The organism is Acinetobacter larvae, assembly GCF_001704115.1.
Classification (GTDB): Bacteria; Pseudomonadota; Gammaproteobacteria; order Pseudomonadales; family Moraxellaceae; genus Acinetobacter; species Acinetobacter larvae.
On sequence record NZ_CP016895.1, the window covers coordinates 929,605 to 946,859 of the forward strand.

The 17,255-nt window shown below is 42.9% G+C and carries 15 protein-coding genes; 7 read left to right on the plus strand and 8 right to left on the minus strand.

Annotated features, from left to right (window positions below; translation table 11 throughout):
- Positions 1-633: 633 nt before the first annotated feature.
- Both BFG52_RS04145 and sdsA read right to left on the minus strand, forming a co-directional pair.
- Entirely contained in the window at positions 634-2,682 is a 2,049-nt protein-coding gene (locus BFG52_RS04145) for a site-specific recombinase (protein ID WP_067552966.1), read from the minus strand.
- A 6-nt stretch (positions 2,683-2,688) separates the two neighbouring features.
- Entirely contained in the window at positions 2,689-3,666 is a 978-nt protein-coding gene (gene sdsA / locus BFG52_RS04150) for an All-trans-nonaprenyl-diphosphate synthase (protein ID WP_067552968.1), read from the minus strand.
- Positions 3,667-4,092: 426 nt separating this feature from the next.
- Between sdsA and rplU the strand changes: the two genes are divergently transcribed.
- From rplU to BFG52_RS04185, 7 genes are all read left to right on the plus strand, one after another.
- A complete protein-coding gene (gene rplU, locus BFG52_RS04155; RefSeq protein WP_067552970.1) occupies positions 4,093-4,404 on the plus strand; it encodes a 50S ribosomal protein L21 in 312 nt (103 codons plus the stop codon).
- 18 nt (positions 4,405-4,422) lie between these two features.
- Entirely contained in the window at positions 4,423-4,680 is a 258-nt protein-coding gene (gene rpmA, locus BFG52_RS04160) for a 50S ribosomal protein L27 (protein WP_067552971.1), read from the plus strand.
- A gap of 291 nt (positions 4,681-4,971) precedes the next feature.
- Entirely contained in the window at positions 4,972-5,664 is a 693-nt protein-coding gene (lolA, locus tag BFG52_RS04165) for an outer membrane lipoprotein chaperone LolA (RefSeq protein ID WP_067552973.1), read from the plus strand.
- A gap of 236 nt (positions 5,665-5,900) precedes the next feature.
- The gene (locus BFG52_RS04170; protein WP_081408615.1) at positions 5,901-6,743 is read left to right on the plus strand and encodes an RsiV family protein; all 843 of its coding nucleotides are present in this window, start codon (positions 5,901-5,903) and stop codon (positions 6,741-6,743) included.
- Positions 6,744-6,844: 101 nt separating this feature from the next.
- The gene (gene serS, locus BFG52_RS04175) at positions 6,845-8,116 is read left to right on the plus strand and encodes a serine--tRNA ligase (protein ID WP_067552976.1); all 1,272 of its coding nucleotides are present in this window, start codon (positions 6,845-6,847) and stop codon (positions 8,114-8,116) included.
- A 97-nt stretch (positions 8,117-8,213) separates the two neighbouring features.
- Complete coding sequence (gene cysG, locus BFG52_RS04180) at positions 8,214-9,611, plus strand: siroheme synthase CysG (RefSeq protein WP_067552978.1); 1,398 nt, start codon at positions 8,214-8,216, stop codon at positions 9,609-9,611.
- Between the two features lie 100 nt (positions 9,612-9,711).
- On the plus strand, positions 9,712-10,194 hold the full coding sequence (locus tag BFG52_RS04185; protein WP_067552980.1) for a tRNA (cytidine(34)-2'-O)-methyltransferase: 483 nt from the start codon (positions 9,712-9,714) through the stop codon (positions 10,192-10,194).
- 71 nt (positions 10,195-10,265) lie between these two features.
- Here the strand turns inward: BFG52_RS04185 and BFG52_RS04190 are convergent, their stop codons facing one another.
- From BFG52_RS04190 to rpoD, 6 genes are all read right to left on the minus strand, one after another.
- Entirely contained in the window at positions 10,266-11,666 is a 1,401-nt protein-coding gene (locus BFG52_RS04190; RefSeq protein WP_067552982.1) for an APC family permease, read from the minus strand.
- Positions 11,667-11,914: 248 nt separating this feature from the next.
- Positions 11,915-13,099: an iron-containing alcohol dehydrogenase gene (locus tag BFG52_RS04195; protein WP_067552984.1), complete on the minus strand. Its 1,185-nt coding sequence runs from the start codon at positions 13,097-13,099 to the stop codon at positions 11,915-11,917.
- A gap of 3 nt (positions 13,100-13,102) precedes the next feature.
- On the minus strand, positions 13,103-13,633 hold the full coding sequence (locus BFG52_RS04200; RefSeq protein ID WP_407639241.1) for a hypothetical protein: 531 nt from the start codon (positions 13,631-13,633) through the stop codon (positions 13,103-13,105).
- Between the two features lie 80 nt (positions 13,634-13,713).
- Positions 13,714-14,373 carry a lipoyl(octanoyl) transferase LipB gene (gene lipB / locus BFG52_RS04205; protein ID WP_067552986.1) on the minus strand — a complete coding sequence of 220 codons (660 nt, stop codon included), beginning with the start codon at positions 14,371-14,373 and terminating at the stop codon, positions 13,714-13,716.
- 298 nt (positions 14,374-14,671) lie between these two features.
- Complete coding sequence (locus tag BFG52_RS04210) at positions 14,672-14,962, minus strand: YbeD family protein (RefSeq protein WP_067552988.1); 291 nt, start codon at positions 14,960-14,962, stop codon at positions 14,672-14,674.
- Positions 14,963-15,172: 210 nt separating this feature from the next.
- A complete protein-coding gene (gene rpoD, locus BFG52_RS04215) occupies positions 15,173-17,068 on the minus strand; it encodes an RNA polymerase sigma factor RpoD (protein WP_067552990.1) in 1,896 nt (631 codons plus the stop codon).
- Positions 17,069-17,255: the final 187 nt, after the last annotated feature.

The following is a 17,255-nucleotide window of genomic DNA, read 5'->3' on the forward strand; positions in this document are numbered from 1 at the left end:
ATACCACTACAGGATTTCAGCTTGTAGCATCTCGATTGTGTTCATCGTCAAAAGGGGTATTGCTATTTTAGCCTATAGCGCCAGATGGCGAACTTAAGCATAAAATCTGTCCAAAAACAGAACACTCCCTAATATTGCTAAAAAAATTAAAAAAATAAATCATTATTTTAAAAATTATTAGCAAATGTCCCAATGACGCTTACTTCATCGGTTTGAAACGAATCTATACATACTAGATAAAAATCATGCGCTGATGATGAAGAAATTATGAAGTCTGCTTTTCTTCAAAAAAATCATGCTTGATTGGCAGCGTTTGCCTCCAGTCGCGCTAGTATTTGCTGCATTCCGACGGATAAAACTTCGTGTGGAGTATATAAGGCATAAGTTATCAAAGCCTATCATTTAATTCTCTGCATTCTGATAAGAATGCGTTGAATTGAAATATATATAGCCGATTCCTTAAGCTGTTTACTCCTATCAGCGCTAAAGTGTACTTGGCAGTACACTTTTTTTCAAGTCTAAGAATTGCATGTTTTTTGAGAAAGATATGCAATTTTTTCTCAAAAAATTCTAGAAAAAATTGACAATATTGTCATGATCTGAGCAGCAGTTTATAAGAGCGCTGCATCTGCGTTATTGATGTGTTTTACTGTGGTTTTGCTCGACCTCTTGTAAATCTATAGGGGCTTTAGGCGGCCAGAAAAAATCTAAAGGGCGTGTGAAGAAATGGGTCATGACCAATTTGGCCAGAGGCTTCCATTGTTCAAAACGCACACGACGTGCTCTTAAAGCCACCACAATGGTCAAAGAAAAGCTGACAAATAAGTTGGTTATCCCGATTAAAATCACACCAAGAATAGAAACAAAGATCAGACCGATATCAGCTGAGCTGGTGCATAACAGCCCTTGTATTAAGTTGGCTGAGGCAAAGGCAATATGGCGAATATCCAGCGGCAAACCGAAGATAAACCCAATAGTACCCATACTGCCAAGCATGATACCAAACAAGAAATTACCCGCGAGTGCACCTAAATTGCGCTCAATATAATGTGAGAACTTTTCTAAACGTTCAGTTTTCATTATACCTTGCAGCTTGGGATGCGCTCTGAGACGTGGGCCAATCTTGCGGTAAATGGCTAAGTTATCAAAATAACCTGCGATTAATCCTGACAGAAATAAACAGACACCGGCAATGGCAGCGTGCGGTACAGCCAAAGAGGTAAAGGGATTCAGGCTGTCGAGTAGGCTGTCTGCCTTATGATGGTTGAGCAAGGCTTCACCCATTGCGTATTGCCATAACCATGTAATCAGTGCGGCGGTTGGAATCGCAATAGATATATTGCCTAAAATAGCGACAAACTGGGTGCGGATAATATTGATAATTAGACTTGCTAGTTCGGCAATCTGTGCGGTTTTAGAGCCTTTACGCTGTTGGACCGTGGCTGCCAATGCGGCGGCCGTCATGGCGGGCTGCTTGGTGGCCACAGTAAAATGCAGTACATGGATTAGCATAAAACCGAATGAATAGTTCATGCTAAAAATAAAGGCTTGCATTAAGGGGGCGAGTGTTAAGCGCGCAGCTAATATTTTTAAGGTTGCCATGGTGGCAATAATGCCACCAGCACCGGCGGCAGCTTTATACATGCCTAAAAAGCCTTTTTTGTCACTACTGACATAATGCTCGCCAGTTTTACTTGCATTTTCTGTGACTTGTAAGGCGATTAATTCACTATTGGTAACCAGCAAAGAACGTACACTATTTTCGCTTTGATGTGCGGCGACCAAGTCGGTCAATAGCTCACCCATGCTGGTATAGCGTAGCTCATCGGTTGCGACCAAGATATTGAGCAATAACTCAATGCGATCTAAACATTGCTCAAGCACAGAGAGCAAATAAGTCAGACTAATGCTGACCCCAATACGTTTGGTGGCACGGCGTATTTTGAGTAGCACATCACGACACTGCTCGATCATAACCAGTGCTTGAGAGGCATCGGGAATAGGAACGACAGTATCTTGGTCTGCAATCGAGTGTTGTTGTTTGTATTGTTCAATAAATTCTACGATTTCACGGTTTTGTACCAAGAAAGGCGATTCATATTCGCTAAGTTCGGGTTGCGCATTGATAAACTCAGGATATAAGCCAATACCGCTAATCCGATAAGACAATACGGTAATGGCTTTAATCATTTCCGCTTCAATGCGTTCAATATCTGCCAAGTTGTGCGGTAAGTGACCAAATAATTGAAAGAGTTGTATCCAGTTTTGATCTTGAATATTTTCCAACCAATAACGGTCACTGCGTAAATGAAATACTTGGCTAATGAGATCGGAAAGTTCGGTGTTATTCCGTAATGGTGGTAGAAAGTGAGCGCCTATACGTTGACTGAGCTGATTCCAAAAACCATCGAGAGATAAAATACCGCTATCTGCATATAAACCACTTTGCTTATAGCTATTCAGTAGTCGAAGAATATAGTGTTGTAAGGTGTATATTGCGTTGGGTGTGCTGATGAGAGATTGAATAAAGTCTTGAAAAGTTTCGTTAATTTCTGAAGTGTTTTGGGTATCTTTGGGGCGTATCCGTTGCACCAGATCAATCAAAATACTGGCATCGGGCGCAGCTTGGTGATCAAGCTGCGCTTGCATTTGGACAAAAATATCTTGTAAGTAAATATGCATAAGCCTTTATTGAATACGGTGTAGCGCCATTTGCGCAAGTTGTTTTAATGATTCTCGATACTGACTAAAAGGTAGTTGTTCTAAGGCATTTAAAGCTAGGTGGGTTTCTTCATGTGCGCGTTGACGACAATAGTCAAGAGCACCTGAGTTTTGCACAATGTCAATCACCTGATTGAGTTCACTCACACCACCAGTGGCAATGCTACGGCGAATGATGTCATGCTGACTACCTTGCGTAAGTTGTAATGCTGAGATTAAAGGTAAAGTGGGTTTGCCTTCCATTAAATCATCACCAATATTTTTACCTAATGTTTCGGCATTCGAGGTGTAATCTAAAATATCATCAATAATTTGAAATGCATTACCAAAGTGTCCTGCAAACTGACGAAGTGGCAGGCGATATTGTTCCTGACCTGCCAAAATTGCAGCACCTTCAGTGGCTAACTCAAATAACCGTGAGGTTTTGCCATGAATAATATCTAGATAAGTGGCTTCACTGGTATCGGGTTGATGCTGCGCTTGCAGTTGCAGGACTTCACCTTCCGCAATTTCACAGGTACCGGTAGAAAAGTCTTTCAATAACGTCATGCTATTGAGATCAACCAATAGATCAAAGGCACGTGATATGAGAAAGTCACCGACCAAAACCGCGGTCTGGTTATTCCAGGTGGCATTGGCAGTAGGCTTGCCACGGCGTAAGCCAGACTCATCAACCACATCATCATGAACCAAAGTTGCTGTATGTAGCATCTCAATAATGGCTGCTAATTTTTGCGCTTGTTGCATGTCTGCTAAACCGCAAGCACGTGCAGCCAATAAACACATGATGGGACGCATGCGTTTACCGCCTGCCTCGACCACATGTTTGCTCACGGCCATCACCAAGGCAACTTTAGAATTGATCCCCTCATTGATGAGTTTGTCCATCTCCGTAAAGTCTGTAGCAACAGGCGCAAGAATATCTTGCTGAAAATCGATGGCCATGTGTAGAGCATCCTCTTATTGAATCAGTCGGTCAGCTCAGGCTAGATCAACCGTTCTTTGCAATATGAAAGTAGTGATGGATATACGCGAAAAGTAAATATAAAATGATAGAAAAATAAACAAGTCGATGCAAATAGGCAACTGCGTATTGGCATAATCACCGCATAATCGGGCTATATAGTAGCGCCTTAAATAAAAATATCTATTTCGCAATGCTGTTTATTTGATCAGTTCGCTGTAAAATATACGAAAAAAATTATAACTGTGAAATGTACGGGTGTTATTACAAGGGATTTGATGGAAAAAGCTTGTCCTTTGAGCAATTATCCCTTAAAATCCTTGCCCTTGTATAACCCCAGTGGCGTACGTTTTAAGATCAGTATCTTCCTTTACTGGCACGACGACACGGGCAAGTTGGAGTACATTATGTACGCAGTAATCCAAAGCGGTGGTAAACAGCACCGTGTAGTAGAGGGTGAAACCCTTAAAGTTGAATTATTGAAAGCTGAAACCGGTTCAACCATTACATTTGATGATGTATTGATGCTTGTAAACGGTGACAACGTTCAAATCGGTGCTCCAGTTGTAGCTGGCGCGAAAGTAACTGCAGAAGTGGTTAGCCATGGTCGTCACGACAAAATCCGCATTATCAAAATGCGTCGTCGTAAGCACTACCGTAAACAACAAGGTCACCGTCAATGGTTTACCGAGTTGAAAATTACTGGTATTTCAGGTTAATCACGAGGAGTAAGAGACATGGCTCACAAGAAAGCCGGTGGTTCGACACGTAACGGTCGTGATTCAAACCCAAAAATGCTAGGCGTTAAAATCTATGGCGGTCAAGCTGTTACTGCAGGTAACATCATTGTTCGTCAACGCGGTACAGAATTCCATGCTGGTGCAAACGTAGGTATGGGCCGTGACCATACTTTATTTGCAACGGCTGATGGCGTTGTGAAATTTGAAGTGAAGGGTCAGTTTGGCCGTCGCTATGTGACTGTAGAAACTGCATAAGTTTAGACTGTCTCAGAAAAACCCACCAATTTTGTGTGGGTTTTTTTTATGGCTATTTGCGTTGCAAAGCCGCATGGATGAAGGCTTTACAGTGTGGGGCGCTTAAGTTGTGTGTTTCGTGAGCAAAAAAATGCAAGATGTGCCATGATAATGGAGCAATGACAACATAATTTAGCTATAACAAGACAAATCTGCTTATTTTCTCAATGATTAGCCGTTATATTACTTTTAAGCTTACGGATGTGTCGCAGAGGTTAGGGCGATATTTTTTAATATTTAAGGTGATCCATCATGAAAAAACTTCAAACTATGTTCGCTGTGCTGATGATGAGTGGTGCTGTGTTGGCACCTGTGGTTGCAACGACAGCCTTTGCTGCCACAGCGGCATCGGAGCAACAAGCCACGCAAAGTTTGGTGCAACAATTGAGTGGCATTAAAAGTTTAACGGCTCAGTTTGAACAAACAACCAAGATTACCAATCCCAAAGTAGTACAAGGCAACAAAGGTTTATCGGCACAACATATGAATCAAACTTTTAAGGGAGAGATGAAAGTTGAACGCCCCGGAAAGTTCTATTGGCAAACCCATAGCCCATCGAAACAAACCATTGTGACCTCTGGTAAAACAGTATGGATTTATGATCCAGACTTACAACAAGCAGTCCGTCAGAGTTTGGATGAGCAGGTCTCCAATACCCCAGCATTGCTATTGTCTGGCAATACCAGTCAGATTATGCAAGCTTATCGTGTGACACAGCCAGATCAATCGAAATTGTATTACACGTTACTGCCACGTAATAAAGAAGGTGCTTTCCAGAGCTTGACCATTAGCTTTGCCAATAAATCACCCAGTTTAATGATTTTACAAGACTCCTTAGGTCAAACGACTTATATTCGTTTTAGCCAAGTCAAACTGAACCCCAGTATTGCCAGCAGTGTATTTGACTTTACGCCGCCTAAAGGCACAGATGTAATTGATCAATAGCACAATTGCTTAACTTATTGCAGCAACCTACGGGTTGCTTTTTTATTATTGAGCAAAACGGTGTCAGCGGATAGACAGGGCAAAACCACTTCTTGAGCGTTGTCAGGGTTGGATGTTTAATTTTAGCGCGTTCTATAGGGTTATCAGATACATATTGATGTTTTAATTGGGTATTGAGCTTTGTATAGTGAACAAGATCAATTGAAAGCACTCAGGTAAAAGAGATGATACAACGAATGAAACGGTCCGCTCCTTGGGTTCTTAGTCTTTGTGTGGCAACGCTGATGCTGGGGGCATGTCAGGAAAAACCCGAAACGCAAGTGAATCAACAACAGGCTACCCAGTCGCAAGATGTACAGTTGATTCAAAGTCAAAATGAAAAAATAGCAGATGCCAAAGCACAATTTTGCGATGAAGATGGGTGTACCCTCTATGATTTACAAACGGTAAAAACCAATCTGCCGTGGCTGAATGACTACTTTAAACAACGTTTTCATAAAGATTTGCCCGATGCCTTTACTGAAGCCAATACAGTAAAAACAGGACAGCAGAAAGCATCGGCTGCGTTAAGCCAAAGTCGGATGTGGGTGCGTTATGTTGGGCAAAATCAAAAATTGGCAACCTTTGTGATTCAAACCTATCTCTATGGCGCAGGTGCGGCACATGGAATGTCTCATCAAGAGTATGTAAATTTTGATTTAAGCAGTCAGCAGCGCTTAAGTTTGGATGACATTATTCTGCCAGGGCGTAGCCAGCAATTGTTAAAACAATTGTACGATGCCAATAGCATCTGGTTGCAAGCGCATCAGATTAGTCCGGAAAAACTTGAACTCAGTGATAATTTTTACTATGGCGCCAATGGCATCGTTTTTGTTTATCCATTATATGAGTTGGCATCTTATGCTGAAGGGATGAGTGAATTAACCTTGCCCTATAGTCAAGCACAAGCTTTGATGAAGAAGCAGTATTTACCGACATTACCGACATATTTAAGTGATGAGCAATTGATCAGTGCTGCAGCAGAATCGCCAACAGCAGCCAGTGCAGTGAGCGCATCGACAGCTGTGGTTGAAAAATAGTCTCTAGACGATGTGCTGGTGTAGGCGCAATGCAGATCACTGTATTTTTTATGGTGAAGCGCTTACACTATAGCGAGTTTTAATATCGAAATAGCTTGATTATGATTGATCCAAAGTTACTCAGAAATAATATTGAGGCTGTCAATTTAGCCTTGGCAAAACGTGGTGTTCAACTTGATGTCGAACAATGGGCAGCTTTAGAAGCACGCCGTAAAGATATTCAGTTTAAAACTGAAGCTTTACAGGCAGAGCGTAATGCGGGCGCTAAACAAGTTGGTCAAATTAAAAAATCTGGTGGTGATGCATCTGAACTGATGGCGCGCATGGGGGCGATTGGTGATGAAATTAAAGCCATTGAAGCAGAATTAAATCAATTACAAGCAGAAATTGAAGCCTTATCTTTAAGTATTCCCAATCTACCAGACGAGTCTGTACCTGCGGGTAAAGATGAAAATGATAATGTCGAAGTGTTGACATGGGGAACACCAAGACAGTTCGATTTTGCAATCAAAGACCATACCGATCTCGGTGAGTGGATGGGTGGCTTAGAGTTTGATACTGCGAGTAAATTGACCGGTTCACGGTTTAGCGTACTCAAAGGACCTTTGGCACGTTTACAACGTGCTTTAACGCAGTTTATGTTAGATACGCATAGCTTAAAGCATGGTTATACCGAAGCCTATGTGCCGTATTTGGTCAATGCGGACTCTTTGCGTGGCACAGGTCAACTGCCTAAATTTGAAGAAGATCTCTTTAAGTTGCAGGGTGAGAAAGAATACTATCTCATTCCAACAGCAGAAGTCCCCGTGACTAACTTTGTACGTGATGAAATCATTGATGCCGATCGTTTACCACTCAAATATACGGCACATACGCCGTGTTTTAGAAGTGAAGCCGGTTCCTATGGTCGTGATACACGTGGTTTGATTCGTCAGCATCAATTTGAAAAAGTTGAAATGGTACAGATCGTTAAACCAGAACACTCTATGCAAGCGTTAGAAGAGTTGGTAGGGCATGCTGAAGCGATTTTACAAGCACTTGGGCTGCCTTATCGTAAGATCGTGTTGTGTGGTGGCGATATGGGCTTCTCTGCCATTAAGACCTATGACTTAGAAGTGTGGGTGCCAAGTCAAAATACCTATCGTGAGATTTCTTCTTGCTCAAATATGGGCGACTTCCAAGCACGTCGTATGAAGGCGCGTTATCGCGTGGATCAAAAGAAAACGGAATTTGTACATACGCTGAATGGCTCAGGTTTAGCGGTAGGACGTACCTTATTGGCGGTGATGGAAAATTACCAACGTGCGGATGGATCAATCGAAGTCCCTGAAGTACTGCGCCCATATTTGGGTGGTGCAAGCTTTATTGACTAATTTGTCATTTTGCAGCGCTATGCTTTAAGCACTTAAAGCATAGCGGTTTTAGCTTTTATACTGTTTTCTAGCATGTCTGATTAGGTCGAAACACAGCGTGGATATCTTTCCCATTTCTTTAAAACTGCAACAACAACGCTGTTTGTTGGTCGGCGGTGGTCGTATTGCTTATCGTAAAGCCCAGCTGTTACAACGTGCGGGTGCCATCATTGATGTTGTTGCGCCAAGCATAGAAGCTGACTTAGAGGCGATTGTTCATGCAACAGCAGGTCGATATTGGGCAACTGATTTTGCGACATATCAGCATACAGATGCGGTGCTAAAAGACTATCGTTTGGTGATTGCGGCGACCAATCAAGCACATGTAAACCAACAGGTGTTTCACGTGTGCGAGCAACACAAGATATTGGTCAATAGCGTGGATGATCCGCCACATTGTCGTTTTATGGTTCCAGCCATTGTCGACCGTTCCCCCTTGGTGATTTCTATTGCCAGTAATGGCAGCTCGCCGGTATTATCTCGGCAAATTCGCACCAAAATCGAAACAATTATTCCTCACGCGATGGGGAAATTAGCACAGTTTTCAGGTCAATGGCGTGCGCGGGTGAAACAAGCCATTGCAGCGCCGGAGCAACGTCGTATTTTTTGGGAAGAGCTCTATGCTGGCGTACTGCCAGAGTTGCTGCTACATGACAATCTACAGGCTGCTGAACAGACCATGCAACAGGCTTTGGCTGCTTGGCAACAGCCACAAGGTGAAGTTTATTTGGTTGGGGCGGGTCCCGGTGATCCCGAACTTTTGACCATCAAAGCTCTACGCCTTATGCAGCAAGCCGATGTGGTGATTTATGATCGCTTGGTGTCGGACCCGATTTTAGATTTGTGTCGCCGTGATGCAGAAAAAATTTATGTGGGCAAGGCGCGCGCCAATCATACGCTACCACAAGAAAGTATTAACGATCTACTGGTTCACTATGCTCAGGCTGGAAAAAGAGTCTGTCGCCTCAAAGGCGGGGACCCCTTTATCTTTGGGCGTGGTGGCGAAGAAATTGAAGAACTCTTTGCTGCGGGGGTACGCTTTCAGGTTGTACCGGGTATCACTGCGGCATCTGGTTGTGCTGCCTATGCGGGTATTCCTTTAACGCATCGCGATTATGCCCAAAGTGTACGTTTTCTGACTGGACATTTAAAAGCTGGATCGCCCGAACTACCTTGGCATGAGCTGGTCTATGAGCATCAAACCTTGGTGCTGTATATGGGCTTGGTGGGTTTAGAAAAAATTTGCCAGCAGTTGATCGCACATGGGCAACGTGCAGATATGCCTGTGGCTTTGATCTCTAAAGGCACCACGCCAGAGCAAAAAGTAGTGATTGGTAATCTGCATAACATTGTAGAAAAAGTTGCTGAACATCAAATACAAGCACCAACCTTAACCATTATTGGTGAAGTGGTACGTCTACATGAAAAACTGCAATGGCAACCACGTGGTTGCTAAAATAGCCTAAGCTTAATTGCAAATCACGACCGCTTCAGTACGGTGCGCGTGTGATGGCAAGGTGTTTTAGGCTTCATCTGTCTGTAAGTTGAGAAAAATTGTGATCCATATTGTTTTATACGAGCCTGAAATTCCAAGTAATACGGGTAATATCATTCGGCTTTGTGCCAATACGGGGGCACAATTACATCTCATCAAGCCCTTGGGCTTTGAGTTAGAGGACAAAAAACTGAAACGTGCAGGTCTGGACTATCATGAATGGGCGCGAATGCAAATCTGGGAACAGCTTGATGACTGTCTGGCGTACTTGGCAGAGCAAGGGGTAGATAATAATGCAATTTATCCTTTAACCACTAAGGGGACAGCGACGCCACCACATCAAAGTCAGTTAAATCGCCCTGTTGCTTTATTGATGGGACCTGAGACGCGTGGTTTGCCCGAAGCAGTACGTTTACGTTTTCCTGCAGCACATTGGATTTGTTTACCCATGGCTGAACACTCTCGTAGTTTGAATCTTTCTAATGCCACCGCAGTGATTTTATATGAAGCTTGGCGACAACAAGATTTTAAAGCCTTGATTTAAGCTGCAAGGGTGCAGCATAAAAAAACAGGCGCTCAAAGCGCCTGTTTTTTTATTGCCCTATGAGCATGGGTTTATTCATGTTCATTATGCTGTGGAGCAGGGTAACGGAAACCTCGTGTTTTATAGGCCAGATAACCCACCCCCAAGGTTGCCCAGATGAGACCAATCTTTAAGGCAGTCTCATCGATTTCAAGCCACATCAAGAACACGCTGGCAAAACCAAGCAAAGGAATCACGATATAGTTAATGATGTCCATCGGGCTCTTATTACGACCATCACGTAGTGCATAACGCGAAATCACTGAGAAATTGACAAAGCTAAACGCTGTCAATGCACCAAAGCTAATCAGGTTAGCAATATGCTCAAAGTCGAGCAAACCTGCTGTTAATGCAACAGCACCAACGATCAGGATGTTATAGGTTGGGGTAAATAGTTTTGGGCTAATATGACCAAAAATTTTACGGTTAATCACGCCGTCACGCCCCATCACATACATCAAGCGTGACACCCCAGCATGGGCTGAGATTCCAGATGCCATGACCGTCACAATCGCGAAGTATAGAATGATGGTCTGGAATGCAATACCACCAATGGCTTTCATGATATCAGGCTGTGTTTCATCAATTTTACTAAAGTAAGTCGCTGGATCACCAGAGAAGTAAATCTGCATGAAATAGGTGCTAATAATAAAGATAACCCCAGCAATCAGTGCGGTTAAGAAAATCGCACGCGGCAAGACTTTCTGGCTATCTTTGGTTTCTTCTGCGAGTGATGATAAGGCATCAAAACCGGTAAAAGAGAAACATAAAATCGTTGCACCAGTAATCAGTGCCCCGACAGAGGTCATCTCATTCCAGAATGGCGCTAGACTCCAGAGCTGATATTGCGCTGCGTTAATGGTGCCATCGGCATTTAATCCTTGGCTGAGGAATAAATAGACTTTATAGCTAAAGTAGATAATCACTGCAACTTGGGTAAAGACGATAATACTGTTTAAACGGGCGACAAAACGAGCACCAAATAAATTCACGATGGTCATAATTAAGGTCAGACCAACGATCCAGATCCAGTTATTAACTTCTGGATATAACGCTCTTAAATAAATATCGGCGAGGATGATATTGACCAGTGGTGAAAGTAAATAATCTAACCACGATGACCAGCCCACCATAAATCCGACATTGGGGTGTATCGATTTTTGAGCATAAGTATAAGCCGAACCCGCAGATGGATAGCGTCGAATCATGTGACCATAACTGATTGACGTTAAAAGGATTGCGGCGAGTGCGAAAATATAAGATGTTGGAACGTGTTGATTACTATATTGTGATACTAAACCAAAAGTATCAAACACAGTCATAGGTTGAATATAGGCTAAACCAATAATAATAATATGCCAGAGCACAAGATTTTTTTGCAGTTTAGCTGCCGATTGAGTCCCAGAATTCATGTTCAACGGCGGAATCCTCATATTCTTTGATCAAGGATCAGTCATATTTATGTAGGATCGTTTGAGACGAACGATCCCCCCTACGGTATAAAACAAAAGTGCGCCAATCTACTCTAATTTGCGGGTCATTACTAGCCAATTTTAAATTTTTTAGCAGAAATTATGTGAATTCCTTGGCTGCAATGCAGATCTATAGCGCAATATAAAAGCCCGATGCGTTATTGGCATCAGGCTTTCGATAGGTCTTATAATGAATGATCTAATTTAATTTACCAAGCCTTTTCTAAGATTAATTTTAGATCCTCCAGTCGTGTTTCTTTGGGATTATAAATAATAGAACCATCATTTAATGCTTTTTCGGCGATTTCATCGAGCTGGGTTTGATTGACTTTACCCGTTTCACTGAGTGTTCTTGGCAGCTTGGTCAGATGGTATAGCTGATCGCGAATCGCCAAGATCATTTCAATAAATTTATCGGCACGGGCATCTGCTGGGGTTTGCGCATAGATATCAGGTCCAGCCAGTGGGAGCAACAAATTGGCTAAACGTTCTTGGCGTACTGCTTTGTTATATTCCAACACATAAGGTAAAAATAAGTTCATGCACAAACCATGTGGTAAGTGTGCAACAGCACCAAGCGCATGCCCAAGAGAGTGTACTAAAGCAACCATAGAATTTGAAAAGGCGATGCCTGCCATGGTTGATGCCTGTGCCAGTGCTAAGCGCCCATCGCTATCTTTGGGATTGTCCAGCACTTTAAATAAGTTGTTGGCAATTTTTTCGATTGCCGCTGTCGCATAAGCATCACTCATCGGATTGGCAGCTAATCCGGTATAAGATTCAATACTATGGGTCAGCGCATCCATCGCAGTCATGGCGGTGAGATGCGGTGGCAAGGTCTGAGTCATGCGCGGATCTAAGATTGCCGCATTGGGCATCAGATAGTATGAGGCAAAAGGTAATTTTACATTTTTCTGATTGTCTGATACCACTGCAACCATGGTGACTTCTGAACCAGTGCCCGACGTGGTCGGAATGACAAATAAGGGCTTCAAAGGCTTGGGTAAGTTGTGTGATCCAGAATAACGCAGTAAATCATCGCCGCCTTCGCTCACCAAAATATTGGTGGCTTTGGAGGTGTCGATGACTGACCCACCGCCAACAGCGATGATGGCATCACATTGGTGTTCCCGATAATGATCTGCTGCAGCACGTACGGTTTCTAAGCTAGAATCTGGCGGCACATCATCAAAAATATAGGCAATTTCGATGTCAGAGGCAGCAAAAGCGGCTTCAATGGGGGCAAGTAATTGATTGCTGCGCACGCCTTTATCGGTAATCAGCATGGCGCGTTTTGCACCTAAGGTTGCCAATTCAAATGGAATATGTTCTAAGGCAGCATGACCTGCAATAATCTTAACTGGGCAGAAAAATTCATAATATGACTTGGTCATGATTTAAACACTTCCTTTGAAATAAGACTGAGCAACTTTTAAATAAATCTGACTGGCCTGGGCGAGTTTTTGTTTAAGCGAAAGTTGTTGTGGATATTCTTTGACAGCAAGTTGTGCAATCACTTTGGGTAAAATGAGCGCTTCCATACGATTTAGGCAGCGTACTAAACGAATGGCACTACTGACATCGCCATCTGCGACCATACGGTCATTGGCGAAGGCTTGTGCCGTACCTTCTTGAAAAGAAAACACCAAAAAAGCATGATGTAAATGTTTGAAGACTATACTTAAATCTGGCTTTTGCTCAAAATTTTTGAGCAGTTTAAGCTGGTGATTTTCAGTCACTTCTGCGACAAAGGCTGGACCGTTGGGGAACACTTTCATCGCGAAGCGAAAACCGACAGCAAAGCCTGCCAATTCTTTTTGAATTTCAGCATCGACTTGGCTCGCCATTGCAAGCCCTCTGCCTATTACATCCATCATGAGTTTGACATAAGCCAATTCAAGTGAGGGTTTAACCACTGGAGTAGACATCACATGCATATTCCTTACAATCGTTATTGATTATTCTAGAGTTTTTACTCTAATTTGTTTTGCATTAAAAATAAAGTCTTTTATACATTTGTGACTCGGCATTCAGTAAATTGTGGATGCTGCTGGAAATAAGCAATCGCATCATCACAAAGTTGCTCAAAATGTGGGTAATCACTGCATAGATCACAAAAGCGCACCATTTCCAAACCTTGATAACCACAAGGGTTGATGGTATGAAAACCACGTAAATCACAGTCAATGTTTAGGGCCAGACCGTGATAGCTGCGCCCACGGCGAATCTTAAAACCCAAAGAGCCAATTTTGGCTTCATTGACATAAACCCCAGGTGCATCTTTTTTGGCATAGGCTTGAATATGGTATTTGGCGGCAAGATCAATCATCAGTTGTTCAGCAAAGCTGACCAAGCCTCGCACATTCCAGCCCAATCGGTTTAAATCGAGCATAAAGTAGATCACCAGTTGTCCTGGTCCATGCCAAGTCACTTGACCACCACGGTCACTTTGTACAACAGGAATGTCGGATGGCACAATAATATGTTCAGGCTTACCGGCTTGACCTTGGGTGAGTACATCGTGGTGTTGTAATAACCAAATTTGATCAGGGCTATCGGCATCGCGTTGCTCGGTGTACTGCTTCATTTCAGTGAAGCGTTCAGCATAGTCAGTCGGGTGTTGGTAACGGCGGATATGAAGTTGCGCTTGGCCAGTACACGGTTGCATATTGATTGAGTCCCCTATGGTGCAGTATCAAAGCATTTGCTCTGTCAGCATTATAATGCAAAGCATTGCTTAAAGTTGTCGCTTGGGTAAATCTTGGGAAAATAAAGCCAAGACCAGCATGGGGTTACTGTAAGCGGGAAGGGTGGGTTAAAGGTCTTGCCAAGATCGAATATAGATGCAAGGATTAGCAGCCTCGTGTGATCGAAATCATGTCTGCTGCAACAGTCGTAAATAAATGAAAACAGAGCATAAAACAACTGTTGCCCAGAGAGAGATGTTGAGGCTGTAATTGCAGTAATTAAAGTGCAGTTTTGATATGTGGGCATTTGGCCAGATCAGCATAGAGTGCATGGACCTGTTCCAGTTCATCAAAACGGAGCTGTGCGGTAAGGGAGTGGTATTTTCCTGTACGTGATGGTTGCACTTTCAAGCTGTTTTCATCAAATTCAGGAAAATGTTTGGTTAAAATCTCAAGTACAGCGAGGCGCAAATCATCACCTGCATCACCAATCAGTTTGATTGGGTAGTCCATCGGGAAGACCCAGAGATCTTCACGGAGTTCACGAGAGGGGGTGCGATCTTCAGTCATAAATTACCTCAAAGTTGTTTTATAGAAGCTTAATTTTATAGAAGCTTGACAAAATTTGCTGGTCTTATCCGTGTAATGAATCGGTTAAACTGATTTATTCAAAAACAGTTTAACCGATTCATTGTGACACTATCTGTAGCTTGTGTAGGTAAGTGTTAAAAACGCCTGCATAGGGCAGGCGTTTTGAAGTGGAGCAAGCGCTGTGGTTACTTAGTCATTTTCAAGGAATGAGCGTAGATGCTCAGAGCGAGAAGGGTGACGTAGTTTACGCAAGGCTTTGGCTTCAATCTGACGAATACGTTCACGTGTCACATCAAACTGCTTACCGACTTCTTCCAAGGTATGGTCTGTTGGCATATCAATACCAAAACGCATTTTCAATACTTTGGCTTCACGTTCAGTCAAGTTTTCTAGAACTTCACGTGTTGCTTCTTTGAGACCTTCTGAGGTTGCAGCATCAACGGGTGAGGTAATGTTGCTGTCCTCAATGAAATCACCCAAGTGCGAATCTTCATCATCACCAATCGGTGTTTCCATGGAAATAGGCTCTTTGGCGATTTTTAGCACTTTACGGACTTTGATCTCATCCATTTCCAAACGCTCACCTAACTCTTCAGGAGTTGGTTCACGACCCATTTCCTGTAAAAGCTGACGTGACACACGGTTGATTTTGTTAATAGTTTCAATCATGTGTACTGGAATACGAATGGTACGCGCTTGGTCGGCAATCGAACGTGTAATCGCTTGACGAATCCACCACGTTGCATAGGTTGAGAACTTATATCCGCGGCGGTATTCAAATTTATCAACCGCTTTCATCAAGCCAATGTTGCCTTCTTGGATTAGATCCAAGAATTGTAGACCACGGTTGGTATATTTTTTCGCAATAGAAATCACCAAACGTAAGTTGGCTTCGATCATTTCTTTCTTGGCACGGCGAGCTTTGGCTTCACCAATGGCCATCCGTTTGGAAATGTCTTTGATATCTTTAACGCTTAGATTAAGTTCTTTTTCAATGTCAGCAATATTTTGTTGGAAAGCCAAAATATCTGGACGAACCTTTTGCAGGTAACTTTGCGTTTCAGCAGGTGTTTTGGCAATTTGTTCATCCAGCCATGCTGGGTTAGATTCTTGACCAGGGAAGGTGGTTCGGAATTGTGTACGGTCCATACGACCACGACGTACCGCATAACGCATGACTTCACGTTCAGAACGACGGATTTGCTCATGGGTACCACGAATCATCTCTGCAATCAGGTCAAATAAACGGGGAGTAAATTTGAACATCATAAAGATGGTCGCTAAACCTTCCATTGCTGTTTGCGCTTCAGGGCTATTACGACCATGTGCGGCAATTGCTGTTTTGGTATTTTGCCATGCAGCAGTTAGTTCATCAAAACGCATTTTAGCGACTTCAGGATCGGGACCAGAATCCGCTTCTGAATCATCATCAGTTTCGGCTTCCTCTTCTTCCTCTTCTTCGTCATCGTCTAATTTGACGTCTTTCTTGCTGGCTGCCTTGCTACTGGCTGCTTTGTTTTCTAACTCTGCTTCATCGTCAATCACTTCTGGAATGACATCGTTGTTTTCTGGGTCTAAATAACCAGATAAAATATCGGCCAAACGGCGTTCGCCATTGACATAATCATTATATTCATTCAGAACCACCTCAACAGCATTCGGCCAGTAAGCGATTGCATTGAGTACATCACGAATACCTTCCTCGATCCGCTTAGCGATGCTAATTTCGCCTTCACGCGTGAGCAGTTCAACAGTACCCATTTCACGCATATACATGCGAACTGGGTCTGTGGTACGACCTGGTTCGTTTTCAACAGAGGCCAATACCGCAGCAGCTTCTTCTTCGGCGACTTCATCAGCTGTTTCAGCATTGTCCTCAAACATTGCATCGTCAGATTCTGGCGCGCGTTCATGAACAGGAATACCAACGTCTTGAAGCATTTGAATAATGTCTTCAATCTGTTCGCTTTCAGTGATGGAGTCTGGAAGATGATCGTTAACCTCAGCGTAGGTTAAGTAACCTTGTTCTTTGCCTCGGCTAATCAGAGCCGCTACCTGAGAAGTAGGGGAATGCATATCGCTCATCTTTGCTTACTCTTTATTGAATCTGTGGCGGTGAAAAACCGTGCATATTAGCACAATCCTTAAAAAAATATCAGATTTGATTTAAGACATGGCTTTCAATCAAATATTTTTTGTTTAAACAATTGTTTTCAATATTGGGTTTGATACGAAGATTTCAAGTCTAGCTGTATTTTTCTTGAATGATTTT

Bases quoted from the DNA above. Each gene is read 5' to 3' on its own strand.
- BFG52_RS04195 (WP_067552984.1), bottom strand. From the start codon at position 13,099: ATGACCAAGTCATATTATGAATTTTTCTGCCCAGTTAAGATTATTGCA.
- BFG52_RS04190 (WP_067552982.1), bottom strand. From the start codon at position 11,666: ATGAGGATTCCGCCGTTGAACATGAATTCTGGGACTCAATCGGCAGCT.
- rpmA (WP_067552971.1), top strand. From the start codon at position 4,423: ATGGCTCACAAGAAAGCCGGTGGTTCGACACGTAACGGTCGTGATTCA.
- BFG52_RS04200 (WP_407639241.1), bottom strand. From the start codon at position 13,633: ATGTCTACTCCAGTGGTTAAACCCTCACTTGAATTGGCTTATGTCAAA.
- BFG52_RS04145 (WP_067552966.1), bottom strand. From the start codon at position 2,682: ATGCATATTTACTTACAAGATATTTTTGTCCAAATGCAAGCGCAGCTT.
- serS (WP_067552976.1), top strand. From the start codon at position 6,845: ATGATTGATCCAAAGTTACTCAGAAATAATATTGAGGCTGTCAATTTA.
- rplU (WP_067552970.1), top strand. From the start codon at position 4,093: ATGTACGCAGTAATCCAAAGCGGTGGTAAACAGCACCGTGTAGTAGAG.
- rpoD (WP_067552990.1), bottom strand. From the start codon at position 17,068: ATGAGCGATATGCATTCCCCTACTTCTCAGGTAGCGGCTCTGATTAGC.
- BFG52_RS04170 (WP_081408615.1), top strand. From the start codon at position 5,901: ATGAAACGGTCCGCTCCTTGGGTTCTTAGTCTTTGTGTGGCAACGCTG.
- lipB (WP_067552986.1), bottom strand. From the start codon at position 14,373: ATGCAACCGTGTACTGGCCAAGCGCAACTTCATATCCGCCGTTACCAA.
- BFG52_RS04210 (WP_067552988.1), bottom strand. From the start codon at position 14,962: ATGACTGAAGATCGCACCCCCTCTCGTGAACTCCGTGAAGATCTCTGG.
- lolA (WP_067552973.1), top strand. From the start codon at position 4,972: ATGAAAAAACTTCAAACTATGTTCGCTGTGCTGATGATGAGTGGTGCT.
- sdsA (WP_067552968.1), bottom strand. From the start codon at position 3,666: ATGGCCATCGATTTTCAGCAAGATATTCTTGCGCCTGTTGCTACAGAC.